This is a genomic window from Devosia sp. Root635 (assembly GCF_001427605.1).
Lineage (GTDB): Bacteria > Pseudomonadota > Alphaproteobacteria > Rhizobiales > Devosiaceae > Devosia.
Window position 1 is genome coordinate 174,244 of sequence record NZ_LMGZ01000018.1, and the last position, 26,048, is coordinate 200,291.

Annotated in this window: 32 protein-coding genes; 6 read left to right on the forward strand and 26 right to left on the reverse strand. The window is 63.9% G+C overall.

The features are described from left to right. Positions 1-56: 56 nt before the first annotated feature. From ASD80_RS10075 to purC, 16 genes are all read right to left on the reverse strand, one after another. On the reverse strand, positions 57-1,274 hold the full coding sequence (locus tag ASD80_RS10075) for an MFS transporter (RefSeq protein WP_056232757.1): 1,218 nt from the start codon (positions 1,272-1,274) through the stop codon (positions 57-59). 146 nt (positions 1,275-1,420) lie between these two features. Further along, entirely contained in the window at positions 1,421-1,756 is a 336-nt protein-coding gene (grxD, locus tag ASD80_RS10080; protein ID WP_056232267.1) for a Grx4 family monothiol glutaredoxin, read from the reverse strand. A 126-nt stretch (positions 1,757-1,882) separates the two neighbouring features. After that, positions 1,883-2,509: an HAD-IA family hydrolase gene (locus ASD80_RS10085; RefSeq protein WP_056232271.1), complete on the reverse strand. Its 627-nt coding sequence runs from the start codon at positions 2,507-2,509 to the stop codon at positions 1,883-1,885. Between the two features lie 3 nt (positions 2,510-2,512). After that, positions 2,513-2,917, reverse strand: coding sequence for an HIT family protein (locus tag ASD80_RS10090; protein WP_056232274.1), 405 nt, complete (start codon positions 2,915-2,917; stop codon positions 2,513-2,515). Next, positions 2,914-3,237, reverse strand: a complete 324-nt coding sequence (locus ASD80_RS10095; RefSeq protein WP_056232277.1) for a DUF6665 family protein — start codon at positions 3,235-3,237, stop codon at positions 2,914-2,916. Before ASD80_RS10095 ends, ASD80_RS10090 begins: the two co-directional genes overlap by 4 nt. Before the next feature lie 3 nt (positions 3,238-3,240). After that, positions 3,241-3,474: a BolA/IbaG family iron-sulfur metabolism protein gene (locus tag ASD80_RS10100; protein WP_056232281.1), complete on the reverse strand. Its 234-nt coding sequence runs from the start codon at positions 3,472-3,474 to the stop codon at positions 3,241-3,243. Positions 3,475-3,564: 90 nt separating this feature from the next. Beyond that, positions 3,565-4,125, reverse strand: a complete 561-nt coding sequence (locus ASD80_RS10105; protein WP_056232283.1) for a hypothetical protein — start codon at positions 4,123-4,125, stop codon at positions 3,565-3,567. Positions 4,126-4,204: 79 nt separating this feature from the next. Continuing rightward, on the reverse strand, positions 4,205-6,430 hold the full coding sequence (gene purL, locus ASD80_RS10110; RefSeq protein ID WP_056232286.1) for a phosphoribosylformylglycinamidine synthase subunit PurL: 2,226 nt from the start codon (positions 6,428-6,430) through the stop codon (positions 4,205-4,207). Beyond that, the gene (locus ASD80_RS10115; RefSeq protein ID WP_056232289.1) at positions 6,427-7,083 is read right to left on the reverse strand and encodes a Pr6Pr family membrane protein; all 657 of its coding nucleotides are present in this window, start codon (positions 7,081-7,083) and stop codon (positions 6,427-6,429) included. Before ASD80_RS10115 ends, purL begins: the two co-directional genes overlap by 4 nt. Then, a complete protein-coding gene (gene purQ / locus ASD80_RS10120) occupies positions 7,083-7,751 on the reverse strand; it encodes a phosphoribosylformylglycinamidine synthase subunit PurQ (RefSeq protein WP_056232292.1) in 669 nt (222 codons plus the stop codon). The genes ASD80_RS10115 and purQ overlap by 1 nt, the downstream gene beginning before the upstream one ends. Positions 7,752-7,859: 108 nt before the next feature. Beyond that, positions 7,860-8,927 (reverse strand): acyltransferase family protein, encoded by a 1,068-nt coding sequence (locus ASD80_RS10125; RefSeq protein WP_056232295.1) that lies wholly within the window; start codon positions 8,925-8,927, stop codon positions 7,860-7,862. A 115-nt stretch (positions 8,928-9,042) separates the two neighbouring features. After that, positions 9,043-10,419 carry a hypothetical protein gene (locus ASD80_RS10130; protein ID WP_156460399.1) on the reverse strand — a complete coding sequence of 459 codons (1,377 nt, stop codon included), beginning with the start codon at positions 10,417-10,419 and terminating at the stop codon, positions 9,043-9,045. Further along, positions 10,397-11,881 carry an NAD(P)/FAD-dependent oxidoreductase gene (locus ASD80_RS10135; RefSeq protein WP_056232300.1) on the reverse strand — a complete coding sequence of 495 codons (1,485 nt, stop codon included), beginning with the start codon at positions 11,879-11,881 and terminating at the stop codon, positions 10,397-10,399. The genes ASD80_RS10130 and ASD80_RS10135 overlap by 23 nt, the downstream gene beginning before the upstream one ends. Further along, positions 11,881-12,351, reverse strand: a complete 471-nt coding sequence (locus tag ASD80_RS10140; RefSeq protein WP_056232303.1) for a GtrA family protein — start codon at positions 12,349-12,351, stop codon at positions 11,881-11,883. The genes ASD80_RS10135 and ASD80_RS10140 overlap by 1 nt, the downstream gene beginning before the upstream one ends. 248 nt (positions 12,352-12,599) lie before the next feature. Beyond that, the gene (gene purS / locus ASD80_RS10145; protein WP_056232305.1) at positions 12,600-12,842 is read right to left on the reverse strand and encodes a phosphoribosylformylglycinamidine synthase subunit PurS; all 243 of its coding nucleotides are present in this window, start codon (positions 12,840-12,842) and stop codon (positions 12,600-12,602) included. Positions 12,843-12,851: 9 nt separating this feature from the next. Beyond that, positions 12,852-13,616, reverse strand: coding sequence for a phosphoribosylaminoimidazolesuccinocarboxamide synthase (gene purC / locus ASD80_RS10150; protein ID WP_056232308.1), 765 nt, complete (start codon positions 13,614-13,616; stop codon positions 12,852-12,854). Between the two features lie 221 nt (positions 13,617-13,837). On the opposite strand from purC, the gene ASD80_RS10155 reads away from it, so the two are divergent. Continuing rightward, the gene (locus ASD80_RS10155; protein ID WP_056232311.1) at positions 13,838-14,161 is read left to right on the forward strand and encodes a DUF1476 domain-containing protein; all 324 of its coding nucleotides are present in this window, start codon (positions 13,838-13,840) and stop codon (positions 14,159-14,161) included. A 63-nt stretch (positions 14,162-14,224) separates the two neighbouring features. On the opposite strand, the gene ASD80_RS10160 is transcribed toward ASD80_RS10155, so the two are convergent. From ASD80_RS10160 to ASD80_RS10190, 7 genes are all read right to left on the reverse strand, one after another. Continuing rightward, the gene (locus ASD80_RS10160) at positions 14,225-14,506 is read right to left on the reverse strand and encodes a DUF1344 domain-containing protein (RefSeq protein ID WP_082555216.1); all 282 of its coding nucleotides are present in this window, start codon (positions 14,504-14,506) and stop codon (positions 14,225-14,227) included. A 230-nt stretch (positions 14,507-14,736) separates the two neighbouring features. Next, complete coding sequence (locus tag ASD80_RS10165; protein ID WP_056232317.1) at positions 14,737-15,147, reverse strand: GNAT family N-acetyltransferase; 411 nt, start codon at positions 15,145-15,147, stop codon at positions 14,737-14,739. Continuing rightward, complete coding sequence (locus ASD80_RS10170) at positions 15,144-15,695, reverse strand: RBBP9/YdeN family alpha/beta hydrolase (protein WP_056232319.1); 552 nt, start codon at positions 15,693-15,695, stop codon at positions 15,144-15,146. The genes ASD80_RS10165 and ASD80_RS10170 overlap by 4 nt, the downstream gene beginning before the upstream one ends. Continuing rightward, positions 15,692-16,102: a GNAT family N-acetyltransferase gene (locus ASD80_RS10175; RefSeq protein ID WP_056232321.1), complete on the reverse strand. Its 411-nt coding sequence runs from the start codon at positions 16,100-16,102 to the stop codon at positions 15,692-15,694. The genes ASD80_RS10170 and ASD80_RS10175 overlap by 4 nt, the downstream gene beginning before the upstream one ends. Then, complete coding sequence (purB, locus tag ASD80_RS10180) at positions 16,102-17,436, reverse strand: adenylosuccinate lyase (protein WP_056232324.1); 1,335 nt, start codon at positions 17,434-17,436, stop codon at positions 16,102-16,104. Before purB ends, ASD80_RS10175 begins: the two co-directional genes overlap by 1 nt. Positions 17,437-17,466: 30 nt before the next feature. Beyond that, positions 17,467-18,147: a ribulose-phosphate 3-epimerase gene (gene rpe, locus ASD80_RS10185; RefSeq protein ID WP_056232327.1), complete on the reverse strand. Its 681-nt coding sequence runs from the start codon at positions 18,145-18,147 to the stop codon at positions 17,467-17,469. A gap of 88 nt (positions 18,148-18,235) precedes the next feature. Continuing rightward, positions 18,236-19,069, reverse strand: a complete 834-nt coding sequence (locus tag ASD80_RS10190; RefSeq protein WP_156460400.1) for a hypothetical protein — start codon at positions 19,067-19,069, stop codon at positions 18,236-18,238. A 185-nt stretch (positions 19,070-19,254) separates the two neighbouring features. On the opposite strand from ASD80_RS10190, the gene ASD80_RS10195 reads away from it, so the two are divergent. Together ASD80_RS10195 and ASD80_RS10200 are read left to right on the forward strand one after the other, a co-directional pair. Beyond that, complete coding sequence (locus tag ASD80_RS10195) at positions 19,255-19,494, forward strand: hypothetical protein (RefSeq protein WP_162247345.1); 240 nt, start codon at positions 19,255-19,257, stop codon at positions 19,492-19,494. Continuing rightward, complete coding sequence (locus ASD80_RS10200) at positions 19,491-20,111, forward strand: PQQ-binding-like beta-propeller repeat protein (RefSeq protein WP_056232336.1); 621 nt, start codon at positions 19,491-19,493, stop codon at positions 20,109-20,111. Before ASD80_RS10195 ends, ASD80_RS10200 begins: the two co-directional genes overlap by 4 nt. A gap of 12 nt (positions 20,112-20,123) precedes the next feature. On the opposite strand, the gene ASD80_RS10205 is transcribed toward ASD80_RS10200, so the two are convergent. Next, complete coding sequence (locus tag ASD80_RS10205) at positions 20,124-21,335, reverse strand: hypothetical protein (RefSeq protein ID WP_056232339.1); 1,212 nt, start codon at positions 21,333-21,335, stop codon at positions 20,124-20,126. A gap of 139 nt (positions 21,336-21,474) precedes the next feature. Here ASD80_RS10205 and ASD80_RS10210 point away from each other — a divergent pair, with 139 nt between their 5' ends. After that, the gene (locus ASD80_RS10210; RefSeq protein WP_056232342.1) at positions 21,475-22,212 is read left to right on the forward strand and encodes a cytochrome c biogenesis CcdA family protein; all 738 of its coding nucleotides are present in this window, start codon (positions 21,475-21,477) and stop codon (positions 22,210-22,212) included. A 116-nt stretch (positions 22,213-22,328) separates the two neighbouring features. After that, positions 22,329-23,570, forward strand: coding sequence for a GNAT family N-acetyltransferase (locus ASD80_RS10215; protein WP_056232345.1), 1,242 nt, complete (start codon positions 22,329-22,331; stop codon positions 23,568-23,570). Here ASD80_RS10215 and radC read toward each other — a convergent pair. Together radC and map are read right to left on the reverse strand one after the other, a co-directional pair. Continuing rightward, positions 23,562-24,290 carry a RadC family protein gene (gene radC / locus ASD80_RS10220; protein ID WP_056232348.1) on the reverse strand — a complete coding sequence of 243 codons (729 nt, stop codon included), beginning with the start codon at positions 24,288-24,290 and terminating at the stop codon, positions 23,562-23,564. The genes ASD80_RS10215 and radC overlap by 9 nt on opposite strands. Continuing rightward, the gene (gene map, locus ASD80_RS10225; RefSeq protein WP_056232759.1) at positions 24,287-25,117 is read right to left on the reverse strand and encodes a type I methionyl aminopeptidase; all 831 of its coding nucleotides are present in this window, start codon (positions 25,115-25,117) and stop codon (positions 24,287-24,289) included. Before map ends, radC begins: the two co-directional genes overlap by 4 nt. Positions 25,118-25,247: 130 nt before the next feature. On the opposite strand from map, the gene ASD80_RS10230 reads away from it, so the two are divergent. Further along, entirely contained in the window at positions 25,248-26,021 is a 774-nt protein-coding gene (locus tag ASD80_RS10230) for a competence/damage-inducible protein A (protein WP_056232351.1), read from the forward strand. The last annotated feature ends 27 nt before the right edge of the window (positions 26,022-26,048 follow it).

Below are 26,048 nucleotides of genomic sequence, written 5' to 3' on the forward strand. Positions count from 1 at the left end.
GCGACATTTGCAAGACTGTATCGGCAGGAACCGATGGTTCCCGCCGATCGCGTGGATCAGGCTGGCTTGAGCGCGAAGCTGGGGGCGCTGCGTTCGTTGATCGGGATGTGTACCGCGGCCGAGGCGAGGCCCAGCACGATCCCGAGGTACCAGACCAGGCTGTAGGAGCCGGTATGGTCATAAACGTAGCCGCCCAGCCAGACGCCGACGAAGGAGCCGATCTGGTGGCTGAGGAAGGCGACGCCATAGAGCATGCCCATGTAGCGGGCGCCGAAGAACAGGCTCACCAGCCCCGCCGTCAGGGGAACGGTCGAGAGCCAGAGCAGGCCCATGGCGGCGGCGAAGGCATAGGCGGTGACCTCGCTGACCGGAATCAGCAGGAAGAGGCCAATGGCCAGGGCACGCAGGAAGTAGATGGTCGCCAGCAGCAACTGCTTGGGCAGGCGGCCGCCGAGATAGCCCGACAGCAGCGAGCCGGCAATGTTGAACAGGCCGATGACGGCGATGGTCCAGGAGCCGACTTCCGGCGACAGGCCGCATTGCACCAGATAGGCCGGCATGTGGACGTTGATGAAGGCCAGGTGGAAGCCGCAGACGAAGAAGCCGATCACCAGCAGGCGATAGGAGCCATGGCCCCAGGCCTTGGCCAGTGCCTCCATGAAGGGCAGGTCGGCCTGGCCGGTGCTGCTCTCGGTGCGGCCGCGCAAGGCATAGCTCAGCGGAATGATCAGCAGCAGCGCCATGCCGAGATAGAGCAGGGCCGATTGCCAGCCGAAGGCATTGATGAAGCCCTGGCTGATCGGCGCGAAGGCGAACTGGCCGAAGGACGAGGCGGCGGTGGCGACGCCGAAGATCAGCGAGCGCTTTTCCATCGGGACCGAGCGGCCGAAGGCGGCCATGACCACCGAGAAGGAGCAGATGGCGATGCCGACGCCGGTGACGACGCCGGCGGTCAGCGCCATGATGCTGGCATCGGGCGAAAACGCCATGCCGAGGACGCCGAGCGCATAGACCGCGGCGCCGGCCGCGATGGTGCGGCCGGTGCCGACGCGATCGGCAAAGGCGCCGGCGAAGGGCTGGGCGATGCCCCAGGCCAGGTTCTGGATCGCCATGGCCATGCCCCAGCCCTCGCGCGTCAACCCGAGATCGGATGTCATCGGCAGGGTGAACAGGCCGAAGCTGGTGCGGACGCCATTGCCGATGGCGGCGATGATGCAGCCGGCGATGATCAGCACAAGCAGCGGCACTGCGGGGCGAAGCGTGGACGTGGTCATGGGGAGCATCCGGAAAGTGGATGTTCTATCTACGCCCGGCCGGCGATCGCGCAAAGTGATATTGCCGAATGGGGCCCATCAATTGCAGTGATGATGCAGAAAAGCCCGGTCGAGGACCGGGCTTTGAGCAGGAAAACCGCAGGAAATCAGGCGGTTTGCTTGACGGCAATACCGGCATTGGTCAGGTGCGACTGCAGTTCGCCGGCCTGGAACATCTCGCGCACGATATCGGCGCCGCCGACGAATTCACCCTTCACATACAGCTGGGGGATAGTCGGCCAGTTGGTGTAAGCCTTTATGCCGTCACGCAATTCGGCGCTTTCCAGCACATTGGCGCTGTCATACTCGACGCCGAGATAGCTCAGGATCTGCACGACCTGGCCGGAAAAGCCGCATTGCGGAAAGTCCGGCGACCCCTTCATGAACAGAAACACGTCGTTATTCTTCACCTTGTCGTCGATGAAGGCGTTGATGTCGGTCATGGCGAAAACCTTTCGAAAGGGCGGGGTCAAGGGCCGCTTGCTGTTGCCCTTAAATAGGACAGGACTTGGGCGCTGTCGAGATCACCATCGGCAGGGGACGATGATTGTGAGCGCATGGCTACGCACCTAGAGCCGCGCGGCGATCCAGGGGTGGCTAGTGCAGTCTTCGTTCGTCTCGAACAGCACGGCTTCCCAACCATGCGTGCGGGCGCCCTGGATGACCTTGGGGGTGTCGTCGAAGAAGAGCGGCGGCTCCGATTGCGGGCCGATGCGCTGCTCGATGAAGTCGAAGAAGCCTTTTTCGGGTTTCCTGACGCCGGCGCGGGCCGAATAGAAGATGTCCTCGAACAGCTCGCTCAGGCCCAAATGGCTCCATAGCCACGTTGCACGGAGATGTTCCTGGTTGGTGGCGATATAAAGTCGGATGTCGGTCCGAGCCTTCAACACCCGAATTGCATCCAGCAGTGGTGCATTGAGCACGCTGTCCTGCGTCAGCCAATAGTGATGGAAAGTCATCGGTGAGCCACGATAGCCCAGCGACGGAAGATGCCGCTCGAGCGCCTCGATCACCGACATTTTGCCGACGCTCACCTTCTTGACGAAGACGTCAAAGATGAACTCCTTAGTAAATCGCTCGGGATCTACACCCATGTCGGCATGCAGCGATGTGTCCCAGCGGCGGGAAAGCTCGGGGCGAGCATGCATGCCATGCACCAGCACCCCATCGACATCGAAAAAGACGGCGCGGGTCACGGGTTACTCTCGGTCACGCTGTGGGCGCCGATTGGACGGCTGCTTGAGATGATGGCGCAGGCCCAGCCCGGCCAAGGGTTCGTCGCCAAAGCGGGCCACGATATGCAGGTGCGTATGCGCCACGGTCTGACCGGCCGCGGCGCCCACGTTCCAGCCGATGGTGTATCCGTCCGGGGCGGCGGGCGACAGGTGGACCCTGGCCCGGTGCAACAGCTCGAAGGCGTCACGCCACTCGTCGGCTGTCAGGTCGAAGGGCGAGTCGCTATGGCGAAAGGGGACGATCATGCCCGCATGGGTGAGGACCGGATCGATGCTTTCGAGGAAATAGCAGGTGTCGTTGGCAAACAAGGGTGCGTCGGCCAGCAGACGATTGTCGAGGCAGAAACGGCAGCCGGCCGCCGACGTCACCGTTGCTTCCCCGCCGGCATTGCGCCAAGTCCGGCAATGACTTCGCGGGGAATGTTCAGCTCCTGAATCACGTCATTGTGCTTGCGAAAGCCGACCAGTTCGCGCTGAACGAAATATTCCCAGACGGTTCGACGGGCCTCGGAGAGGCGGGCGTCCCGATCATCGCCGGGCGCTGCCAGGGCGGCAATGGATGCGACGACGCGCTGCTCGGCGGCGCCCAGCGAAGCAGCGCGCTCGGCCATGACCTCATATTCGAGGGCCGAGGTGCCGGCATCGGGCTTCACGGTCCGGATCAGGTCGAGCGAATCGCGCAGCGACATCGATCAGTCCGGCACGACGGTCTGGAGCGCGAGAGCATGCAGGGCGCCGCCCATGTCGCCTTGCAGGGAATCATAGACCAGCTTGTGCTGCTGCACGCGCGTCTTGCCGCGGAACTGCTCGGACTTCACCGTCGCCGCCCAGTGGTCGCCGTCGCCGGCGAGATCGCGTATGTCGATATCGGCATCGGGGAGGGCCGCCTTGATCCGGCGCTCTATTTCGCTGGCATCCATGGCCATGGCTCGACTCCTCGCTATCGCCGGCACCATGCCGGACCATGCCCATGATATGGCATGGGGGTCCAGCGCCTTCAATATCGCAGGTGTCGATCAGGGGGTAACGACGGGCTGCGCGTCCTGTCTTGTAGAGAAGTTGGCGATAATGGCATCGACCACCGGCCGCGCCTCGGCGGCCATTTCTGTCGCATAGAAACAATCCAGCGTGTAGCCGTTCCCGGCAGCCACCGTTTCGGTATGAACCAGGGTGATTGGACCCTGTTCCGCCCCGGTGCTGGTGCCCTCATACTGCAGTGCCGGATTGCTCTGGTAGTTGGTAATGAGGCTGGCGCCGAGGGTGAAGCCGGGGAAGGTTTCGCTCCAGCCGGCGGCGACCGTTGCCGGATCGAGCGCGCCGAGCGCGCCTTCGGCGGTCCAGCCGGTGTCTTCGACGGGGACGACAGTCAGCACACATTGCAGCGGCAGGCCGGGATGATTGATGGTCAGCGGGCCGCCGGGCTCGCCGCTCGTCACCATCACGTCAGGGTAGATCAGCGTATAGGGCTGGTCAGGCAGGGGAGAGCCGCTGATGCCTGCAGTCTGGGCAAAAGCAGCCACCGGCGCGAGGCTGAGGGACAGGGCCAGAAGGCCGCCAATAGCCGGTGCAAATCTCATCGTAGTCTCCACAAAATGACGCCGCCCTCGGAGCGTCACAACACTCCAAAGAGCGGCGATCATAAGGCAGATGCAGGGATTATGCAGCCTCTCCATCCATGTAGCTGGGGAACCAGCCTTCATGGGCGGCCTTGAGCGCGGCAACCGCCAGCGGCCGGGCTGCGCCCAGTTGCAAGGTGTCGCCGCCGGTATTGCCAAACCAGGGCGCGTAGATGCCCAGGGCCCCTGCTTCGGCAAGCAGAGTGTCGAGATCCGCCTCGCGGATGGTCACCAGGTAGCGCCCTTGATCCTCGCCGAAGAAGGTGACGATCGGGTCCTGGTCGTCGACCTGGTTCACGCTGGCGCCAATGCCGGAAGCAATCGCCATTTCCGCCAGCGCAACGGCAATACCGCCGTCTGAAACGTCATGGCAGGACGTGGCCACGCCAGAACGGATCAGGCGGCGAACGAAATCGCCGACGCGGCGTTCATGCGCCAGATCGACTGGCGGAGCGGCGCCGTCGCGCCGGCCATGCAGATCGCGAAGATAGATGGATTGGCCCAGATGCGTGCCCCAACTTGGCGGCGCGCCCACCAGCAGAATACATTCGCTGGGCCCGGCAAAGCCGATGCGGGCCATCTGCTCCCAATCGGGCAGCAGGCCGACACCACCAATGGTCGGGGTCGGCAGGATGCCGCGGCCATTGGTTTCGTTGTAGAGGCTGACATTGCCCGAAACGATGGGGAAATCCAGTGCCAGGCAGGCTTCGCCGATGCCCTTGATGGCATGGACGAGCTGGCCCATGATTTCGGGGCGTTCGGGATTGCCGAAATTGAGATTGTCGGTGGCGGCCAGCGGCTCGGCGCCGGTGGCGGTGAGGTTACGCCAGCATTCGGCCACGGCCTGCTTGCCGCCCTCATAGGGGTCGGCTTCGCAATAGCGCGGCGTCACGTCGGACGAGAAGGCCAAGCCCTTGCTGGCATGGCCCTCGACGCGGATGACGCCGGCATCGCCGCCGGGGCGCTGCAGGGAATTGCCCTGGATCAGCGTGTCATACTGCTCATAAACCCAGCGGCGCGAAGCGACATGGTGGCTGCCCATCAGCTTGAGCAGGGCATCGGCCACATCCATCTGCGGCACGTCGTCGGCGGCCAGGGGCACGGGCTTTTTCGGCTCCGTCCAGGGGCGGTCATATTCGGGGGCTTCGTCGCCCAGTTCCTTGATCGGTAGGTTGGCGACTTCCTCGCCCTGCCACTTCACCCGGAAGCGCAGGTCGTCGGTGGTGATGCCGACGGTGGCGAAATCGAGTTCCCACTTTTCGAACACAGCGCGGGCCACGGCTTCCTTTTCGGGATGCAGCACCATGAGCATGCGCTCCTGGCTTTCGCTCAACATCATCTCATAGGGCGTCATCTGCGCTTCGCGGACCGGCACCTTGTCGAGGTCCAGCTCGATGCCGAGGTCGCCCTTGGCGCCCATTTCGACGGCCGAGCAGGTCAGCCCCGCCGCGCCCATGTCCTGGATGGCGATGACGGCGCCGGTCGCCATCAGTTCGAGGCAGGCTTCAAGCAGCCGCTTTTCGGTGAAGGGGTCGCCGACCTGCACGGTCGGGCGCTTTTCCTCGATATCGTCGCCGAATTCGGCCGAGGCCATGGTGGCGCCACCGACGCCGTCACGGCCGGTCTTGGCGCCGAGATAGACCACCGGCAGGCCCACGCCTTCGGCCTTGGAGTAGAAAATCTTGTCGGTATCGGCCAGGCCTGCCGCAAAGGCGTTGACCAGGATATTGCCGTTATAGCGCTCGTCGAATTCGACTTCGCCGCCCACTGTGGGCACGCCGAAGGCATTGCCATAGCCGCCGATGCCGGCGACGACGCCGGAGACGAGATGGCGGGTCTTTTCATGGCCGGGCGCGCCGAAGCGCAGGGCGTTCATGGCCGCGACGGGGCGGGCACCCATGGTGAAGACGTCGCGCAGGATGCCGCCCATGCCGGTGCCGGCGCCCTGATAGGGCTCGATGAAGCTCGGATGGTTGTGCGACTCCATCTTGAAGACGATCGCCTGGCCATCGCCGATATCGACCACGCCGGCATTCTCGCCGGGGCCCTGGATGACGCGCGGACCTGACGTCGGCAGGGTCTTGAGCCACTTCTTGGATGATTTGTAGGAGCAGTGCTCGTTCCACATGGCCGAGAAGATGCCCAGCTCGGTATAGGTCGGCTGGCGGCCGATCAGGGCAACGATCTTGTCGAACTCGTCGGGCTTGAGGCCGTGATCGGCGACGAGCTGGGGCGTGATGGCGATGTTGTTCTGATAGGAGGTCATTGGAATGTCCGGGATGGGCGGGCCAGCAGGCGGTCGAGCGCGATGACGGCGAGGGTGAGCACGGCGAGGCCTGATGTCATGTAGACCGCGTTGAGCGCGACCTGCGGGTAGCCCAGCTTGATCGCATTGAGAATGGGGTAGGGATATTCCTGCACCCAGGCGCCACGCGCCATGGCGTAGAGGAAATAGACCAGCGTCGGCGCCAGCATGAGGGGCAGGTTGGCCCAGCGCAGGCGGCCATGCTTCTGCGCCACCAGCCACCACAGCAGGTACAGCACCGGGCAGAGATAGTGCAGGATGATATCGGCCAGCAGAAACAGGTCGCTCAGCGCGGTGAGGAAGCGCAAGACGAAAAAGACATAGAGCGCCACCAGCGCGATATTGGCGGCCATCATGCCGCGGATGACGGGGTGGCGGAACAGTGCCAGCCCGGCGGCGGGCAGCAGCTCGGACAGGTAGATCAGCACCAGGATGATATTGGTGAGGATGGTGTAGTAGGAAAAGAAGGCGCCGAGCGAGCCAAAGACGTCGCGGCCGCTGCCGAGCATGGCCTGCATCGAAATGGTGAATTGCAGCACGAGGCCGGCAGCGCCGAACAGCAGGCCCAGCCAGGTGAGGAGCGTCCGTGGATTGACGGGCGCGCGCAGGTTCATCAGGCGGCCTGGCCGAGCAGGCCCGAAAACAGGGCCCGTCCATCGTCGCCGCCATGCGCGGCTTCGATCAGGTTTTCCGGGTGAGGCATCAGGCCGAGCACGTTCTTCTGTTCGTTGAAGATGCCGGCAATGTCGTTGATCGAGCCGTTCGGATTGGTGCCCTCGGCATAGCGGAAGGCGACCTGGCCATTGCCTTCAAGGCGGGCGATGGTTTCGGCATCGGCGAAGTAATTGCCATCGTGGTGGGCGACAGGGCAGCGGAACACCTGGCCCTGCGTGTAGCCACGGGTGAAAGCGGTGGCGGCATTCGCCACTTCGAGCTTGACCTCGCGGCAGACGAATTTGAGGCTCATGTTGCGCATCAGCGCGCCGGGCAGGAGACCGGCTTCGATGAGGATCTGGAAGCCGTTGCAGACCCCGAGCACCTTGACGCCTTTGGCGGCCCGCTCACGCACCTTGTCCATGATGGGCGAGCGCGCGGCGATGGCGCCGCAGCGCAGGTAATCGCCGTAGGAAAAGCCGCCGGGAATGACGATGAGATCGACATCGGGCAGGTCGGCATCCTGATGCCAGACCGATACGGGGGCGGTGCCGGAAACCTTGGTCAGCGCCGCGATCATGTCGCGGTCGCGATTGAGACCGGGAAAGACGATGACTGCGGATTTCATCGGCTGGTCCTCGCTATGGGGGGTGCGAGGCCCTTGTGCTGAGTCTTGTGACAAAAGGCAAGGGCCGGGATTGCATATCCCGGCCCCGCGCAGCGTGTTCTGTTTCGCCTACTCGGCCGGCGCCGCTACGACACGCGGGCGGCTGGTGCCGGGCAGATGGGCCCAGTCGGGGCGCTCGAACAGGAAGCGGCCGAAGCCGATGCGCTGCACGATCCAGTAAAGCACCAGCGGCGAGACGATGGAGATCGCCATGATGGCGAGGCTGAGGATGGTCGGTTCATCCACGCCCAGCTTGATGAGCAGGGTGCGGGAAATGCCCATGGGCAGCACGAAGGCGACATAGATCACCAGCGACTTCGACCCCATCCAGCGCAGCCAGTCCATGAATGGCAGGCGGGTGAGCAGGGCGGCGAGGACGCAGAGCGCAGCCGTGCCCACCAGCGCCAGCACAAGATGCGCGCCCGGCAGGCCGGCAAGCCCCATGACCGGGTGGATGGGGTGCATTTCAAAGCCGGGTGAGAAGACCAAAGCCGCGTTGAGGCCGGCCCAGACCAGCAGGCCGACCAGGGCGAAGGCGACGTGGTCGCCGGCCCAGCCCGCCAAGCGGAACAGATGCGGGGCCAGCACGTAGCCGGAATAAAAGAACACGAAATATTCGGCGAATTGGTCGACCAGATAGCTGCCAGTCTCGATGGTGGCCATCTGCAGGATGGCGGCAATGGCGAAGACCACCCATTTCGGCGCGCTGAGATCGGCCAGCAGCTTGGTGACGGCGCTGACCACGGCCAGCATGTAGATGAACCACAGCACGCCATAGGGCTGGATCACGGCCCAGGCGATCTGCTCTATGGCGCCGACTGGATCGGTGGCCAAGAGGCCGACCTTGAAGACGATATGGATCAGCGCCCAGAGCACGTAGAAATAGAGATAGTGGACGACGCGGCGGTCGGCATAGGCGGACCAGGTCCGGCCGATCACCTGCGACAGGAACAGGCCCGAGATCAGGAAGAATTCGGGCATGCGGAACGGGGTGGCAAAGGCGATGGCCCAATGCAGCGCACCGACGCCGCCGGTGTCTTCGCCGACGCTGGAGGCCGCATACATCATGACCACGAGGAAGATGGACAGGCCCTTGGCCATATCCACCCAATCGAGACGGTTGGTGGCTTGAGACATTTCGCGCTCCCGACATTTGGCGCGCATGATACTGCCGTCAGGTGCGCCAGAGGCTAATGACTTGCCGACAGGCTTAAGCAAATTGCTTAACTGGTAAGAATTTAGCTAAGGGCGCTCACTCAATGCGCCAGGCTTCCATCTCGCCATTGTCGATATTGCTCTTTGCAGCAAGAAACGTGCCCTGCATGCCGTTTTCCTCGAGTAGATCGAGGATCACCTCGCAGTCCGTGCAGAGTAGCCAATAAGGGCGACGCACCTCGAGAACGCGCTTGTCAATGGTGCGTGCTTTCCAGGTGCGCCAGTTGATCGGGCCGAGTGTTTCGCCAGTATTGCCGCTGATGAATTGGATGTCTTCGTCGGCGGCCGTTGCCAGACCGACCAGATCCGGCCAGGCCACCAACTGGGCTTCCGGTCGGAAATCCGGGCCGGCATCGGCGCTGACGACGGCGTAGAGATTGGGCTGCAACCAGACCGGATGGCTCAGCCGTTCAACGATTGCCCATGCGCCAACGACGGTTTGTGGCGCCAGAATGGCCAGCATGACCCAGCGCCGAGCCTTCGGTCCGGCCCAGACATAGGCCATCAGGCACAGCATGGTCATAAAGGCGAAGTGCCACGGATAGAGGTCGTATACCCGCGAGGTCGCTACCGCGAAGGTCACCAGCAGGGCCAGGAGGGCGGCCAGCACGCCCGGTTTGGCCCAGAAACCGTAGACCAGCAAAGCCAGGGTAACGAAAGCCGTGAGGGGGACGCGGAGGGCAGCGAACATACCCAGCCAACCCAGATTGCCTAACGTGCCGGCGATGACATTGTCCACTGGCTGATCGACTGCGGAATTGCCGAGACCCGAGAGGACCGCGCTGACACCAAAGGCTGCAGCCAGGACGGCGGGCGGGATCAGGTGGCTCAGTTTTGTGCCCTTCCGCCACTGCCAGATCAGGAAGAAAGCAAACAGGAAGCCAGCAAAGAAATGAAAGCCGCAGGCGATAGCCAGGCACCAGGTCGCCGCAATCGGTCGCCCGTTGCGATCGAGTAGCAGGGCGGAGAGCATGGCCGTAAAGACCAGGCCATAGGGCCGAAAATGATAGCCCCAGAACTGGAGGACGACGAAGGAGAACAGAACCAGCGTCAGCAGGACGACGTCGCTCCGGAAAAGGCGCGACAACAGCCAGGCGTTGACCAGCGCCACAATTGGCATCAGCAGGCGCGCCTGCGAGAAATCAAGCACGAGCGACAGCGCACGCAACAGCCAGAACCAGAGGGGTGGGTGGCCCTCGCTCGGGATGACCAGGAAGTCGAGGGACCTGGACAGAGATTTGGCCACCAGCCAGCCCTGAGCCTCGTCGATCCATGGATCGTGCATGGCAAACATGACGAGTTGCAGCGCGCAATAAAGCCCAACAACAATCAAGACCGCCAATCGGCTCTTGCCTAGTGGTGTCGACGCCGTGGCCTGTGCGGTCAGGGACTCAGGCGATGCGGCGGGGAACAAGGCGTTCCTCGATCTTGTCGGCGCCGGCTTCGCCGCCCTCGTGGTATTCGGCATCCTCGTTGACAGTCCACACATCGTGGACACGGGTTCCGGCGATGATATTCTTCGCGGTCAGCATGCCGGTCATCATGGCATGGTCCTGGTTGTTGTATTTGTGCATGCCGTTGCGGCCCGCCAGGTGCAGGTTGGTGAACTGGCCTTCGAGGCCTTCGGTGATGGTATCGACGTTCATCTTGTAGGTGTCGTCATAGACCGGATAGGCCTTGGGCTGGCGGACGACCGAGCCGTCGATGATGTCTTCGGGCCGGGCGAGACCCAGCTTGCCGATTTCCATTCTGGCGCGGGCGATCAGGTCGGCATCGGCCATGTCCCAGGTGTCGTCACCTGCATTGCAGAAATATTCCATGCCGTAGCAGGCGGTGTCGGGATCAGGCACCATGTCGGGCGACCACGACTTGAAGTTCTGGATGCGGCCGACCTTGACGCTGGGATCGTGGATATAGATCCAGTTGTCGCCGAAGCTTTCCTTGCCGCGGGTGATCAGCCCGATGATGAGGAAGTCGCGATAGCGCAGGCCCGACGCGGCGGCGGCAACGGCCTTGTCCTTGTCGGCGCCCAGCATCTTGACCAGTTCGTTGATGGCGGCCGTCGAAACCAGGTGGTCGGCGGTGACCTTGGTCTCCTTGCCGCTTGCATCGGTCACGATGGCGACCCACTGGCCGGTGCCTTCGTGCTGGCTGATGGCGGTGATGGTGGAGCCCATCATGATCTTGCCGCCGCGTTCGACGATGCGGTCGCGGGCGCGCTCCCATATCTGGCCGGGGCCGAGGCGGGGATAGCGGAAGGAATTGATGAGGGTCTTGATGACCGCGTCATTGCCCTTGGGCTTGCTGCCGATGCCGAAGCTCTGGATGATCGCCTGGTAGAGGTTGAGCCCCTTGATGCGCTGGGCGGCCCAATCGGCTGATATCTCGGAGCAATCCATGCCCCACACCTTCTCGGTGTAGGTCTTGAAGAAGATCTGGAACAGCCGGCGGCCGAAATTATTGACAACCCACTGCTCGAAGCTAGCCACCTGGGGGTAGGGTCGGGCTTTCGCCCAGGCGTAGGACATGACGCAGCGCAGTGCTTCGACAGGGCCGAGCTTGCTGAGCGCATCGCCGGCGCGCAGCGGATAGTCGAATAGCTTGCCGTTATAGTAGATGCGGCTGGACCGCGGGCGCTGCAGCATCTCGTCGCCCATCACTTCGGTCCACCAGGCCTCGACCTCGGCGCTTTTCGAGAAGAAGCGGTGCCCGCCGATATCGAAGCGATAGCCCTTGTAGCTCACGGTCCGCGAAATGCCGCCGACATAGACCGGGTCGCGCTCGACGATCGCGACGCTGCGGCCCGCTTTGGTCAGCTCATAGGCTGCGGTCAGCCCTGCCGGACCCGCGCCGATGATGAGGGTTTCGACATGCATCAGGGGACCACCGTTCTGCGGCTGGCAAGCCAGTTGAAAAGGCCCCCCGCGAAGGAAACATGCTTGTGGGCGAGGAACGAATAGATGGTGACGATGCCGATGGCACCCAGATGGGCAAGCCGCTCGGCCGCTGCGCCGACGGGCAGCATGCCGAGCCAGTTGGCCAAAGCAGGCAGGGCGAACAATGCGACCAGCGCGTAGGCCACGGCCAGGCGCAGCGCGAGCGTCGTCAGGGAAACCAGTACGAAGCTGGTGAATTGCTGGTGGGCTGGGCGCTCATCGACGGTAAAGACGAAGCGGCGGGAGAGCCCGAAATTGACGCACATGCCGGCGAAGGCGCCCAGGGCGATGGTCGCGGCAAAGAAAACCGGCTGATGTAGCAGGTCGAGCGACAGCAAAAACTGGACCAGCGCGATATCGAGGCAGGTCGCAGCGCCGGCGGTCAGCAGGTATCGCGCAAATGAAAGCAAGAAAAACCGCCGGGCCGATTCGAGAAAGGATTGTTCTTCCTCGGAAATCTAGCCCGCAACGGCTTAACAAAAAGTCATTTTGACCGTCGCAGAAGCGACATGATGGCCCTTAGACGGGAACCGAGGCATAGGCCGCGAAAAGCAGGCCGAGGGTAGCGAAGAACATGACCGAGAGCGAGATGGTTTTGAGCATGGCAGAAGGGTCCTGCGCCGGGGCATGGCGCGACATAAGTTATCGCCCAGAGGCGTTAATTTGAGATTTCGACCGCGTAGTTTTCGATCACGGTATTGGCCAGCAGCTTTTCACACATGCTGTTGAGTTGAGAACGCGCCGCCTCGATGTCGGTTCCGTCGAGGACCAGGTCGAAGACCTTGCCCTGTCGCACGGATGCAACACCGGCAAAGGCAAGGCTGCGAAGCGAACCTTCGATGGCCTGACCCTGGGGGTCAAGCACGCCGGCCTTGAGGGTGACGGTGACGCGCGCTTTCATGGCCATACCCTACTGCACGAGACGCGGACCGGTGGTCAGCGCATTGTCGGTTTCGACCAGGATGCCCAGGCGCTGGGCGACTTCGCGATAGTTCTCGATGAGACCGCCGAGGTTTTCGCGGAAGCGGTCCTTGTCCATCTTGTTGCGGGTCTTGATGTCCCACAGACGGCAGCTATCGGGGCTGATCTCGTCGGCCAGCACGATGCGCATCAGGTCGCCCTCGTAGAGGCGGCCGCATTCGATCTTGAAATCGACGAGCTGGATGCCGACGCCCATGAACAGGCCGGTCAGGAAGTCGTTGACGCGGATGGCCAGGCTCATGATGTCGTCGAGCTCGGCCGGCGTGGCCCAGCCGAAGGCGGTGATGTGCTCTTCGCTGACCATGGGGTCATGCAGGGCATCATCCTTGTAGCAGAATTCGATGATCGAGCGCGGAAGCTGGGTGCCCGGCTCGAGGCCGAGGCGCTTGACCAGCGAGCCGGCGGCATAGTTGCGCACGATGATCTCGAGCGGGATGATCTCGACTTCCTTGATGAGCTGCTCGCGCATGTTGATGCGGCGGAGGAAGTGAGTCGGGATGCCCAGGCCGTTGAGCTTGGTGAAGACGAACTCGGAAATCCGGTTGTTGAGCACGCCCTTGCCATCGATGATTTCGTGGCGCGCGCCGTCCCCGGCGGTTGTATCGTCCTTGAAATACTGAACCAGAGTGCCCGGCTCAGGACCTTCGAACAGGATCTTGGCCTTGCCCTCGTAGATTTTGCGACGACGGTTCATTGGGAATCCGGGACCGTTGGAAGAGGGAGAATTTGGCCGCTTCATGCGCCAGAAGTGAGCAAAAAGGCAAGCTCTTTTGCATGACGGACCTGGATGGCCGCCCACGACGCCGTGCATAAGGTCGCAGCGCCCCCGATGCCGTTGATTTGGCGTGCCGAACCGCCTATGTCGATGGGAAAGCGCCGGACAGGCGGCAAGAGTCAAGCCAGCGGGAGAGTTGCATGAGCCAGTTCGAGGATCGGCAGAAGGGCCAGGAAGCCAAGTTCGCCTTCGACGCCGAAAAGAAGTTCAAGGCGGAAGCCCGCCGCAACAAGCTGGTGGGCATCTGGGCCGCCGAGCTGATGAGCCTCACTGGCGATGACGCCAAGGCCTATGCCGCCGATGTCGTGGCTGCCGATTTCGAGGAAGCCGGCGACGAGGACGTATTCCGCAAGGTTTCCGCCGATCTCAAGGCCAAGGGCCTCAGCGTCGGCGACGACGTGATTCGCCAGAAGATGGCGCAACTGGTGCAGGTCGCCAACGAGCAGATCGCCGCCGAAGGCTGATCCATCCGCCATGTATGCACAAGGGGAGCCGGCTTCGCCGGTTCCCCTTTTTGCTGGCTGCGCTCAGCCGATGTCGATGGCGGTCACGTCGTGGGCGCTGCCATCCATTTTCCAGTGCACCGTCACCTTGTCGCCCGTCTTGAGGTCCGGCGCCTTGAAGGTCGGCGGCAGGTAGTACCAGGAGCCGTCGGCCAGCTCGAGCGAATGCGCCGAGCTGTTGAAGAATTTGACCGTGCCGGCGATGGTCTGTTCCCCGGCCGGCGTCGGCACGCTGGTTGCCGCGAAGGCGGCGCCGGGTGCGACGGCGAGCAGGGCGATGATGGCGGGAACGATGAGTTTGCGCATGATGATAGTCTCCATGAGACGGATCGGGCCGTGCGCGGCCCTTTGTTGGCCGATTTTCGGGGGGCGTCGCGTCGCGGGATTCTGGTGATCCCGCCGGCGTCTCCAAACCGGCGAGAGGTGGTTTAGGCGCGCCGCGACAGGTGCTCAAGTTAAGAAGATTTAATCCCGATGGCGGCCAATTCTGCCAAGATTTGGGGCAGGTGGGCGCCTTTGCGGCAGAGAGGTGGCGATCAGCCGACCCGCATGCCCATGCCGATGGATTCGGGCATAACGGGCGCGAAGCCATATTTGGCATAGAGATATTGCGCATCGCCGTCGGCGATGAGGCTGACATAGGCGCTGGCCGGGGCATGGGCGCGCAGGTGATCGACCAGGGCGGCGACGATGCGTTTGCCGAGCCCGCGGCCCTGGTGGTTCGGTTCGAGCGCGATATCAACGATCTGGAATGCGGTGCCGCCATCGCCGATGACGCGGCCCATGCCGATCGTCTTTCCCTCATGCCGGATGGTCACGGCATACCAGGTGTTGGGCAGGCCGGCCTCGGCTGCCGCCAGGGATTTCTCGCTCAGTCCCGCCACCCTGCGCAGGCGGCGATAGTCCTTGACGCTGGGCGTGCCTGATATCAACTCGTAATCGCTCATCTCAGCCTCTGCATCAGGCGGGTGAACATCAGCAGACCCTCGGGCCAGGGGCCATGGCCGGAATCGATGTTGATATGGCCGGCTTCGCCCGCCTGGTGGAAGTCCGAGCCCCAGCAGGTGGCAAACTCGACCGCGCGGTCGAGCGAGACATAGGGGTCGTTGCTCGACGCCACCACCATGGAGGGGAAGGGCAGCGGATCGCGCGGGATCGGGCGGAAGATGTGGGTTTCCTCCGGCGCGGCAGGGCTCAGTTCCACATCGGTCGGCGCGACGAGAAAGGCGCCGCGGACATTTTCGGGCAGCAGCGGCGCCGCGTGGGCGACGGCGGTAACCGCCAGCGAATGGGCAACCAAAACCACCGGCCGCAAGGTCAGCCGCGCCGCCTGGTCGATGGTGGCGACCCAATCGTCAAGGTCGGGCTCGAACCAGTCGGCCTGCTCCACCACGGCTGCATTGGCCATGCGTTCCGCCCAGCGCATCTGCCAGTGACCGGGCTTGGAGCCACCGAGGCCCGGCAGGACGAGGATGTCGCATTCCGAGATTTTCATGAGCGGTCGGTCCTCGGTCGCCAGAACCCGTTGGCCGGCTCCATGCCGATATTCCGGTAGAAACCGACGGCTTCCTGGTCGGCCATCAGGGCGATGCCGATGCGCGGCCCGAGCAGCTCCGCTGCCTTGTCGAGAATCGCCCGGCCGATGCCACGACCTTGGTGGCTGTCGCGCACCGCCAATTCGGCGCAGTAGCAGATCCAGGCATGATCGGTGATGCAGCGGGCGAGGCCGACCAGTGTGCCATCGTCATCGCGAGCAGTGACGACAAAATTGGCACCGTCGAGCATGGCCTGGATGCGCGCCGTATTGGCCAGCGGCCGCCGGTCGCGCATGATCGTCCGGCCGACAACGCTGACATAGTCCTCGACGGTAAGGCCGGTTTCCTGGGTGCAGATGATCGCCATTACGCCTCGCCGAAGACCCGTCGGAAGATCGTATCGACATGCTTGAGGTGATAGGCATCGTCGAACATGGCGTCGATTTGCGCATCATCAAGAGTCACTTGCGGGTCATCCTTGAGGTTTCGGGCGAACTGGCCGGCGCGATCGCCGCGCATTTCCCACACCTTCATGGCGTTGCGCTGCACAGCGGCATAGCTGTCTTCTCTGGAGTAGCCGGCCTGGGTCAGCGCCAGCAGCATGCGCTGGGAATTGTGCAGCCCGCCGAGCAGATCGAGGTTTTTCCGCATATTCTCGGGATAGACCACCAGCTTGTCGATGACGCCGGTGAGGCGGGCCAGGGCGAAATCGAGAGTCACGGTGGCGTCGGGGCCGATCATGCGTTCGACCGAGGAGTGCGAAATATCGCGCTCGTGCCACAGGGCAACGTTTTCCAGCGCCGGGGTCACCATGCCGCGCACCAGGCGGGCGAGGCCGGTGAGGTTTTCCGTGAGCACCGGATTGCGCTTGTGCGGCATGGCCGAGCTGCCCTTCTGGCCGGGGGAGAAGAATTCCTCGGCCTCCAGAACTTCGGTTCGCTGCAGATGGCGGATTTCCACCGCGACGCGCTCGATGGAACTGGCGACGACGCCCAGCGTGGCGAAGAACATGGCATGGCGGTCGCGCGGGATGACCTGGGTCGAGACCGGTTCGACGCTCAGCCCCAGCTTTTCCGCCACGTATTCTTCGACCTGCGGATCGATATTGGCGAAGCTGCCGATGGCGCCGGAGATGGCAGCGGTGGCGATTTCGGCGCGGGCGGCGACGAGACGGGCGCGGTTGCGGGTGAATTCGGCATAGGCCTCGGCCAGCTTGACGCCGAAGGTGGTCGGCTCGGCATGGATGCCATGGCTGCGGCCGATGGTGATGGTGTTCTTGTGCTCGAAGGCGCGGCGCTTGAGCGCGGCCAGCAGCGCATCGACATCGGCGATGAGAAGGTCGGCGGCGCGGGCCATCTGCACCGACAGGGTGGTGTCGAGAATGTCCGAAGAGGTCATCCCCTGATGCACGAAACGGGCATCGGGGCCGACGATTTCGCTGAGATGGGTCAGGAAGGCGATGACGTCATGCTTGGTGGTGCGCTCGATTTCGTCGATGCGGGCCACGTCAAAGCCATAGTCACCCTTCTCGGCCTTGCGGGCATTCATCACGTCCCAGATGTTCTGCGCCGATTCCTTCGGCACCACGCCCAGCTCGGCCAGTTTTGTAGTGGCGTGCGCCTCGATCTCGAACCAGATGGCGAAGCGGGTCTCCGATGACCAGATATCGACCATTTCAGGGCGGGAGTAGCGCGGAATCATGGGCTTGGGCTTTCCGGTTCAGAAGGTGATTCAGGCAAGGCGAGTCGAAGCGGCATTGCGGATGGCCGCTATGCGCGGCGCATAGGTGGCGGGGTCATTGCCGCCATAGACCGACGAGCCGGCAACGAACACATTGGCGCCCGCAGTGGCGATATCGCGGGCATTGTCTGATGTGACGCCGCCATCGACTTCGAGGTCGATCGGGCGATTGCCGATCAGGGCCGCCGCCTGCCTGATCTTGCTCAGGCTCTGCGGAATGAAGCTCTGGCCGCCGAAGCCGGGATTGACCGACATGACGAGCAGCAGGTCGATGTCGCCGATGACGTTTTCCAGCGCCGAAACCGGCGTCGCCGGATTGAGCGCCACGCCGGCCTTCTTGCCCTCGGCGCGAATGGCCTGCAGCGTCCGGTGCAGATGCGGTCCGGCCTCGGCATGGACGGTGATGATATCGGCGCCCGCTTTGGCGAAGGCGGCAATGTAGGCATCGACCGGGGCGATCATCAGATGCACGTCGAAGGGCTTGGCGGTGAACTTGCGCACCGAGGCCATGACCAGCGGCCCGAAGCTGATATTGGGCACGAAATGGCCGTCCATCACATCGACATGGATATAGTCCGCGCCACCAGCGTCGATCGACGCAATCTCCTCGCCAAGCCTGGAAAAATCGGCCGAGAGAATGGAGGGAGCAATGCGGATGGGACGGGTGGTCATGGGGAGGGCACCTCAGCCGCGTATGGGAACGAGGCTGCTATAGGGCCGGAGCGGGCAGGGGGCAAGGGTTGGCGATGCCGGTAGTCTCTCAGAAGCGCGTTTCGTTTTCGCGCGCCAGGGCGTCAAAGGCGTCAGAATCAGGAGTGTAGCGTGCGGTGGCGGAGTCCCAGCTATAGGTTACGGTGATGGTGCGGGTGCCCGGCCCCGGAGGTGCGAGATCGGTGCAGGGCCCGGTTGGGATCGTGGTCCGTTCGGTCACGATGGCCACGATATCGGCGAAGGGCGTTGCCGGGGCCGATGTCACGTCGAGGGACTGGCTGCGCTCATAGCTGCAGTTGTTTTCTCTGAATGTGGCGACGGTATCGATCAGTTCGAACCGGTCATCCCGCAGCAGAGTCAGCGCCGTCATCGCGTAGCCCTGGCTGGAATTGTGGTGCGTGCTCTGGGTTAGCAGCAGGTCGGCCCCGTCGCCAAGCGCGACAAGATATGGGGCAATGAAAGAGGTACTGCCGTCGAGGCTGGCATTGACGGCATCGAGCAGCCGCGGGGTCTCCGTGAGATCGAAGAGCGCGAGGATGGCGAGGTTGGTGACCTCATTGGCCGCAGTGCCGAAATCCAGCAGCACGGCCAATCGGGGACCGGCGGGAAGAGCGGAGATATGCAGCTGGCCGGTGGCCGCAAGTGTTACGCCCGGATCGTCCCAACCGGCCAGGTGCCTGATGTCGAGCGACTGGCCGCCCGAATAGGCGCTGCCATCGAGGACGATTCCCGGCGCGACAAACGCGATGAGGTCGGCATAGCTCCCGCCAGCCTTGCCGGGCAATGGATCCGTCGGCTCGAGGTGCGAAACCGGCTGGGCGAACGCCGCCGGGCCCGTGAAGAGCATCAGCGCCATCAGGATCGCTGCCAATGGTTTGACCATCACAACCGCTCCGTGCCGTAGGAGGCAGCAGAGTAGTCGGCTTTGTCCGAAAGGTACAAGCGCCTCTGTCGGGCACACCACGTCCGGGCGGAAAGACGACGCAGATGTAACTCTCACTCGTGCGAGGGCGCCTGCTAGGTTTTGGTCATCGAAAGACCTGGCAACAGGCAATGAAGGAGACCATCATGCTTACGTCGCTGTTCAACAGATACCGACTCTGGCTGCTCAAGCGCCAAACGACACGGATACTGCACGGTTTTGACGATCGGCAGCTTTATGATGTCGGTACGGTCCGGGACGGCATAGGGGTGTTCGTCGACGAACGGGTCACGCTTGGCGGCAAGGCCGACCGCGTTGTGTCCCCCCGCTATCGGATCGGCCGGGCAAGGGTCGCGCTCGATGCCAGCAAGCAGGTGATGTCATGAACGCCTCAGCGGAAATCATCAGCAGGTTCACTGGCAATAGCGATGGCGCGGTGAACGGCGTCAGCTTCGATGGCCGCCATATCTGGGCGGCCACCGGCGATCAGCTAAGGGCCTTCGACCCCAAGACTGGCGCGGAAGTGCGGGCAATCGATGTGGCAGCCCATGCCGGCACCGCCTTCGACGGGCAGTATCTGTTCCAGATCGCGGATGACAGGATCCAGAAGATCGATCCCCAGACGGGCGCCGTGCTGTCCGCCATACCGGCGCCCGGCGCCGGGCGGGATTCGGGCCTGGCCTGGGCCAATGGCTCGCTCTGGGTCGGCCAATACCGCGACCAGAAGATCATCCAGATCGACCCCGAAACGGGTGCCGTCCTGCGCAGCATCCAGACCAATCGCTTCGTGACGGGAGTGACCTGGGTCGATGGCGAACTCTGGCACGGCTATTCGAATGATGGCGATGGCGGCCTGGCGCGTATCGATCCGGCCAGCGGCAAGACCATCGCTACGCTGGACATGCCGGGAATCAGTGTGTCGGGCCTCGAGTCCGATGGCGGCGACCGCTTTTTCTGCGGCAGTGGCGAAAGTGGAGCGGTGCTGACCGTTCGCCGGGCCTGATCGCGGCGCGCTTTAGCGTGCCTGTGGCAGCAGCAGCGTCCGGGGAAATCCGGGCGCGGTCAGCATGGTCCAGCGCCGTGTCCGGCCGTGGCCGATGGACTGGACCTGTTGCTGCTCCTGCAATTGCGTCAGGGCGCGTTGCACGGTGCGAATGCCGACGTCGAGCGCCAGCGCCAGGGCGGAACTGGACCAGGATTCGCCGTCGGCCAGCAGCGCCATCACCGCGGCGTTCTGGCCGTCGAGTGGCGAAGCCAGCATGGCCAGATTCTCGGCGTTGTGTACTGCAAGCCTGAAGCCGTTTGGAGTCGCCGAGACGGTGGCGAGGGGGGCAATTGCCTGGCGCAGGCGCGCGATTTCCACCCGCAACCGGCCGCGATGGGATTCATCGACCTGTCTGGCGTTGAAAGCGCGGCGCAGCAAGGTTTCGCGGGTTGCATCACTCGGCCAGGTTTCCGCCAGGGTGCGAAGCAGGGCGAAGAGAATGGGGCGGCTCGACAGGGCAATGACGTCGTCACGCCGGCGCAGTACATTGCGTGTCGTGTCGATCACCAGGGTATCGGACGCCAGGAGCCGTTCCACGCCGTCCAGCCCGATTGGCTCCGCGCGTTCACCGCGATGGAGCACTGCGACCGGGCTGGACAGCGAAACCTGCGCAGCCTCGACTTCGGCGATCAGGGCAGGGATGGCTGAGTGCAAGGCGGCGGCGTGGGCTTGCGCCAGGGCTTGTCGGGCGGCCACGGCATGGGCGCGGCGAATGTGGATGCCGGCACTCACCAGAAAATAGCTGGCGCGCAGCATGGGGGACAGCCGGGCGGGATCGAGCCGGGCAAGGCCGGCCTGGGCCAGGTCGAGCTGGCCGAGCAACAGGCTGCGGCGGGCGGCGATGCAGCGGGCATGGGCCGCATTCCGCGTATCGCCGCGCAAGGCCAGGATACTTGCGGATTCCTCCAGCCTTTCGGGAGGCCAGGCGAGATCACGCGAGACTAGGGCAATTTCGGCCTCCGCTACGACGCACCGGGCCTGGGCCACGGGTTCACGGCGGCCGAAGCGGCGTGCCGCCGTCTTCAGCAACGTCTTGGCGCGGGCGAAATCTCCAAGCTGGGCCATGGCGATGCCGTGCAGGGCCAATGCCGGTGGATCGTTCCGCAGGGCGACCCGGTTAAGGGCGCCGAGCACATCCCCCGAGGCCAGCGCCTGGGCCGCTGCATTGATGGTGGAATCCATGGTTCGGCAATATGTCCGGACGGTGCGGGCGGAGCATAGCCGCTGTTCCCCACCATCACAAACCAGCGATGCGACACTGGGCGCGTTGCTTTGTGAAGGCGACGGGGTACAACCACGGCGCAACAGGAGCGTCGGTCTCGTGGAATTCTCTCTGCCATTGGTGTTCGGCGCAGGCGTGCTGAGTTTCCTCAGCCCCTGCGTGCTGCCGCTGGTGCCGCCCTATCTCACCTACATGAGCGGGGCCAGCTTCGACCAGTTGCGGGCGGAGGCCGACGGTACGGCCGGTGCGTTGCAGCGGCGGGTGGCCTTCACCTCGCTGTTCTTCATCCTTGGTTTTGCCGTGGTGTTCGTGACGCTGGGCGCCACGGCCACCGCCTTCGGGCAGGCTTTCCGGCAGGCGCTGCCCATCCTGACGCCGGTTGCCGGCGTGCTGATCATCGCCATGGGGCTGCATTTCCTCGGAGTCTACCGCATCGGCATTCTCGACCGGCAATTGCGGCATAACGGGCCCGGGGTGGCCAGCGGGCCGCTGGGCGGGTTCCTGCTGGGCCTGGCCTTTGCCATCGGCTGGACGCCCTGCATCGGGCCGGTGCTGGCCGCGGTACTGTCGGTCGCCGCCAGCCGGGAGACGGCGTGGGAAGGGGCCGGGCTGCTGGGGATCTATTCGCTGGGGCTGGGCGTGCCGTTTTTCCTTGCCGGTATCGCCATAGGACCGTTCCTCGCGTTCTTCCATGGCTTCAAGAAGCATCTGCACACCGTCGAGCGCGTCATGGGCGGGCTGCTGGTGCTGACGGGCGTGCTGTTCCTCACCGGCAACTTCACCCGGCTGTCCTACTGGTTCCTGGAGACCTTCCCGGTGCTTGCCAGCTTCGGCTGAGCGGTAAGCCGGGCTTAACCCTCTGCCAAGTTTCTGCCCGGCAACGATTTTGCAGCGTGGATTTTCAGCACTGGTTTACCCCGGAGGGTCAGAGTGCGGCTCGACACGAGGGGATCATGCTGACAGTCGACACAGCCGATGCAACGCTCGATTCCGGCGCCCGCAGCACCGCGGCCGGGGTCGCCGCCATGCGTGGCGAGATCGGCGTGACGGTGACCAGCCGGATCGAGGATGTGGAGGCGGTCTGGCGCGACCTCACGGCAGGGAGCATCGAATCCCCCGGCCAGAGCTATGATTTCATCCGCCTGTGGGTGGCCAATCGCCAGGTGCCGCAGGCCGAGCAGCTTTATGTCGTCGGCCGCATCGATGGAGAACCGGTGGCGTTGCTGCCGCTGCATCGCAAGCGCGTGCATGGCCTGCCGGTCCTCACCTGGTTCCCCGGCGCCAATGCCGGCTGCTATGCCCCGATCGCCGACTACGATCGGCTGGCCGCGCTCGGCTCCGAGGGCCGCTGCCGGCTGTGGACCGCCATGACGGATCAATTGAGCGGCGCAGACGTGGTCTATCTCCGCTCCATCCCCGTCACGGTCGGTGGGCATGAAGGGCTGTTCGACGAGTTGGGCGCCACGCTCGCCGTGGAGACGCTCTACCGCTCGCAGTATGCGAGCTGGGAAGAATGCGACCGCCTGCAGCGCAGCAAGTCGCGCCGCAAGCATGACCGGCAGCAGGGCGACCGGCTCAGCGCCATGGGGGAGGTCGGGTTCGAGGAGCTGCGCAACGGCGGCGATACCGATTGTGCCATCGAGGTCATGTTCCGCCAGCGTTCGGCCCGCTTCAAGGCCATGGGCATCCGCGATACCTTCGTCCATGATCGGCTGATCGATTTCTATCATGACGCGGCGCGGGCCGGGTCCGGCGTGGATGTCCGGCTGCATGTGCTGCGGCTCAACGGCGACATCGTCGCGGTGCGTTACAATATCGTCCACAATGACCGCATGTTCTGCCTGATTTCCTCGATGAGCGACGATCCGGCCATCCAGAACGGCTCGCCGGGCAAGCAATGCCTGCTGCGGGTGATGCAGACCGTGTTCGACGAGGGCATCAGCGTCTTCGACATGGGCAGCGGCTTCACCGACGAAAAGCGCCACTGGTGCAATGTGCAGGCGCCGCTGCGTCAGCACTATGTCGGGCTGACGCTGCAGGGGGCCGTCATCGTCAAGGCGCACCGGCTGTTCCAGCAGACACGGGCAGCCATCAAGGCCAATCCGCAGCTCAAGGCGGCGGTGCGCAGCCTGCGCCAGCTCTTTGATCGCGCGACCGGGGCCGCAGCGCCAGGCCCTGCCGAAAAATCAGAGTAGCTTGAGGCCGCGCAACGAGGCGTGGCCCGATTTGCCGATGATGAGGTGATCGTGCAGCGTGATCCCCAGCGGCTTGGCTATGTCCGAGATTTCCCTGGTCATCCGCACATCGGCCGATGACGGGGATGGGTCGCCGGACGGATGGTTGTGCACCAGGATCAGCGCCGTAGCCGACAGTTCGAGCGTGCGCTTGATGACTTCGCGCGGATAGACCGGTGTATGGTCGACCGTGCCGGTCTGCTGCACTTCGTCTGATATCAGCCGGTTTTTCTTGTCGAGGAACAGGATGCGGAACTGTTCCACCGATTCGAAGGCCATCTGGCTGCGGCAATAGTCGATGAGTTGCGACCAGGACGACAATATGGGCTGGTCGCTGTCGATCCTGTCGCGACCGAAGCGGGCCGCGACGGCCTGGATGACCTTGATATGGGCGATACTCGTTTCGCCGAGCCCCTTCACCTTGGCGAGGCGGGCCTCGCTGGCGTTGAAGACAGCAGAGAACGAGCCGAACTCGCGCAACAGCGTCTTGGCGAGGCCCTTGGTGTCCTTGCGCGGAATGGCCAGCTGCAGCGCCAGTTCGAGCAGTTCGTAGTCTTCCAGCGCGTCGCCGCCGACCTTGAGGAAGCGCTCGCGCACCCGTTGCCGGTGGCCGGCGTGATCGTCCGGCTCGGGAGCCGGGAAGGGGGCCTCGGCGAAAGCGTCGGGCCGCTCCTTGCTCATGCTGCCCGCACGGCCATCGGGTTGAACAATCCGCCCGGCGACAGCGTGAACACCTCGCAGCCGCTCTCGGTGATGCCGATGGAATGCTCGCATTGCGCCGACAGGGTCCGGTCGCGCGTCACCGCGGTCCAGCCGTCGGAGAGGATTTTCACATGCGGCCGGCCGAGATTGATCATCGGCTCGATGGTGAAGATCATGCCCGGCTTGAGTGGAACCCCGGTGCCCGGCGTGCCGAAATGCATGATATTGGGCTCGTCGTGGAACAGCTTGCCGAGGCCATGGCCGACGAAATCGCGCACCACGCTCATCCGCTCGGCTTCGGCAATGGCCTGGATCGCGGCGCCGATATCGCCTGTGGTATTGCCCGGCCGGGCCGCGGCAATGCCCGCTTCCAGCCCGGCATAGGTGATCTCGATGAGCCTTTCGGCCTTCCGCGAAATCTCGCCCACCGGATACATGCGGCTGGAATCGCCGTGCCAGCCGTCCACCACCAGCGTCAGGTCGATATTGACGATATCGCCGTCGCGCAGCGGCCGTTCATCGGGAATCCCATGACAGACGACATGGTTGATCGAGGTGCAGAGCGAATGCCGGTAGCCCTTGTAGAAAATGGTGGCCGGCACCGCCCCGTGGTCGCGGGCGAATTCGTAGGCGACCTTGTCGATGGTGGCGGTGGGCACGCCCGGCTCGACATAGTCGGTGAGGATATCCAGCGCCTGCGCCGTCAACGCCCCGGCCCTGCGCATGCCCTCGAAGCCTTCGCTGCCATGCAGCGGAATGACGCCGGGTGTACGGCGGGCTTTGGCGGGAGCATCGACGAAGGTGATCATGCGGGACTCCGGAGAATTCCTGTCAAATTAGTCGCTCGCCCCCACGATTGGAAGGGCGGCGCGCCAGCTTGACGCCGATATCGCGCAAGGTTCATTGCTGGCGGGCAGCAAGCCACGGAAACTCCCCATGTCCAGCCCAGATACCGTTACCGCCGCCCTCCTGGTCATCGGCGATGAAATCCTTTCGGGCCGGACCAAGGACGTCAATATCGGCGCCACCGCCGATTTCTGTACCGATCTCGGCATCGAGCTCAGGGAAGTGCGGGTGGTGAGCGACGAGACCGACGACATCGTCGATGCCGTCAATGCCCTGCGCGCCCGCTACACCTATGTCTTCACCACTGGCGGCATCGGCCCGACGCATGACGATATCACCGCCGATGCCATTGCGAAGGCGTTCGGCGTCGCCCTGCCGATCAACCCCGAAGCGCGCGCCATGCTGGAAGCGCGCTGGGCGCAGACCGGCACCAAGGTCAACGAGGCCCGGCTGCGCATGGCGCGGATTCCCGAAGGTGCCATGCTCATCGTCAATTCCGTCAGCGCCGCCCCCGGCTTCCGCATTGGCAATGTGCATGTCATGGCCGGCGTGCCGGTCATCATGCGCGCCATGCTCGAAGCGCTGGTGCCGGTGCTGAAGGGCGGCAGGAAGGTGTTGTCGGTCACCGTCAAGGCGGCCGTGGGCGAGGGGACTTTGGGCGGTCCGCTCGGCGCGCTGCAGGAACAGTATCCCGATGTGAAAATGGGCTCCTATCCGCAGATGGGCAAGGATCGGGTGATGACCGAACTGGTCCTCCGCTCCGCCGACCCCGTGCGGCTGGAAGAAGCCGCCGGCAAGGTGCGCACCATGGTCACCGAGGCCCACCGCAAGGCCGGCGTCGCCCTGCCGGACGAACCCTATTGACTGGGCATAATCGCGCTGGGTGATTGG

What these genes read in the sequence shown, in the direction of transcription:
- ASD80_RS10075 (WP_056232757.1), bottom strand. Translation starts at nt 1,274, where the DNA reads ATGACCACGTCCACGCTTCGCCCCGCAGTGCCGCTGCTTGTGCTGATC.
- grxD (WP_056232267.1), bottom strand. Translation starts at nt 1,756, where the DNA reads ATGACCGACATCAACGCCTTCATCGACGACAAGGTGAAGAATAACGAC.
- ASD80_RS10095 (WP_056232277.1), bottom strand. Translation starts at nt 3,237, where the DNA reads ATGTCGCTGCGCGATTCGCTCGACCTGATCCGGACCGTGAAGCCCGAT.
- ASD80_RS10100 (WP_056232281.1), bottom strand. Translation starts at nt 3,474, where the DNA reads ATGGCCATGGATGCCAGCGAAATAGAGCGCCGGATCAAGGCGGCCCTC.
- ASD80_RS10105 (WP_056232283.1), bottom strand. Translation starts at nt 4,125, where the DNA reads ATGAGATTTGCACCGGCTATTGGCGGCCTTCTGGCCCTGTCCCTCAGC.
- purL (WP_056232286.1), bottom strand. Translation starts at nt 6,430, where the DNA reads ATGACCTCCTATCAGAACAACATCGCCATCACGCCCCAGCTCGTCGCC.
- ASD80_RS10115 (WP_056232289.1), bottom strand. Translation starts at nt 7,083, where the DNA reads ATGAACCTGCGCGCGCCCGTCAATCCACGGACGCTCCTCACCTGGCTG.
- purQ (WP_056232292.1), bottom strand. Translation starts at nt 7,751, where the DNA reads ATGAAATCCGCAGTCATCGTCTTTCCCGGTCTCAATCGCGACCGCGAC.
- ASD80_RS10125 (WP_056232295.1), bottom strand. Translation starts at nt 8,927, where the DNA reads ATGTCTCAAGCCACCAACCGTCTCGATTGGGTGGATATGGCCAAGGGC.
- ASD80_RS10135 (WP_056232300.1), bottom strand. Translation starts at nt 11,881, where the DNA reads ATGCATGTCGAAACCCTCATCATCGGCGCGGGTCCGGCAGGGCTGACC.
- purS (WP_056232305.1), bottom strand. Translation starts at nt 12,842, where the DNA reads ATGAAAGCGCGCGTCACCGTCACCCTCAAGGCCGGCGTGCTTGACCCC.
- purC (WP_056232308.1), bottom strand. Translation starts at nt 13,616, where the DNA reads ATGAACCGTCGTCGCAAAATCTACGAGGGCAAGGCCAAGATCCTGTTC.
- ASD80_RS10155 (WP_056232311.1), top strand. Translation starts at nt 13,838, where the DNA reads ATGAGCCAGTTCGAGGATCGGCAGAAGGGCCAGGAAGCCAAGTTCGCC.
- ASD80_RS10160 (WP_082555216.1), bottom strand. Translation starts at nt 14,506, where the DNA reads ATGCGCAAACTCATCGTTCCCGCCATCATCGCCCTGCTCGCCGTCGCA.
- ASD80_RS10165 (WP_056232317.1), bottom strand. Translation starts at nt 15,147, where the DNA reads ATGAGCGATTACGAGTTGATATCAGGCACGCCCAGCGTCAAGGACTAT.
- ASD80_RS10170 (WP_056232319.1), bottom strand. Translation starts at nt 15,695, where the DNA reads ATGAAAATCTCGGAATGCGACATCCTCGTCCTGCCGGGCCTCGGTGGC.
- ASD80_RS10175 (WP_056232321.1), bottom strand. Translation starts at nt 16,102, where the DNA reads ATGGCGATCATCTGCACCCAGGAAACCGGCCTTACCGTCGAGGACTAT.
- purB (WP_056232324.1), bottom strand. Translation starts at nt 17,436, where the DNA reads ATGATTCCGCGCTACTCCCGCCCTGAAATGGTCGATATCTGGTCATCG.
- rpe (WP_056232327.1), bottom strand. Translation starts at nt 18,147, where the DNA reads ATGACCACCCGTCCCATCCGCATTGCTCCCTCCATTCTCTCGGCCGAT.
- ASD80_RS10190 (WP_156460400.1), bottom strand. Translation starts at nt 19,069, where the DNA reads ATGGTCAAACCATTGGCAGCGATCCTGATGGCGCTGATGCTCTTCACG.
- ASD80_RS10195 (WP_162247345.1), top strand. Translation starts at nt 19,255, where the DNA reads ATGCTTACGTCGCTGTTCAACAGATACCGACTCTGGCTGCTCAAGCGC.
- ASD80_RS10200 (WP_056232336.1), top strand. Translation starts at nt 19,491, where the DNA reads ATGAACGCCTCAGCGGAAATCATCAGCAGGTTCACTGGCAATAGCGAT.
- ASD80_RS10205 (WP_056232339.1), bottom strand. Translation starts at nt 21,335, where the DNA reads ATGGATTCCACCATCAATGCAGCGGCCCAGGCGCTGGCCTCGGGGGAT.
- ASD80_RS10215 (WP_056232345.1), top strand. Translation starts at nt 22,329, where the DNA reads ATGCTGACAGTCGACACAGCCGATGCAACGCTCGATTCCGGCGCCCGC.
- radC (WP_056232348.1), bottom strand. Translation starts at nt 24,290, where the DNA reads ATGAGCAAGGAGCGGCCCGACGCTTTCGCCGAGGCCCCCTTCCCGGCT.
- ASD80_RS10230 (WP_056232351.1), top strand. Translation starts at nt 25,248, where the DNA reads ATGTCCAGCCCAGATACCGTTACCGCCGCCCTCCTGGTCATCGGCGAT.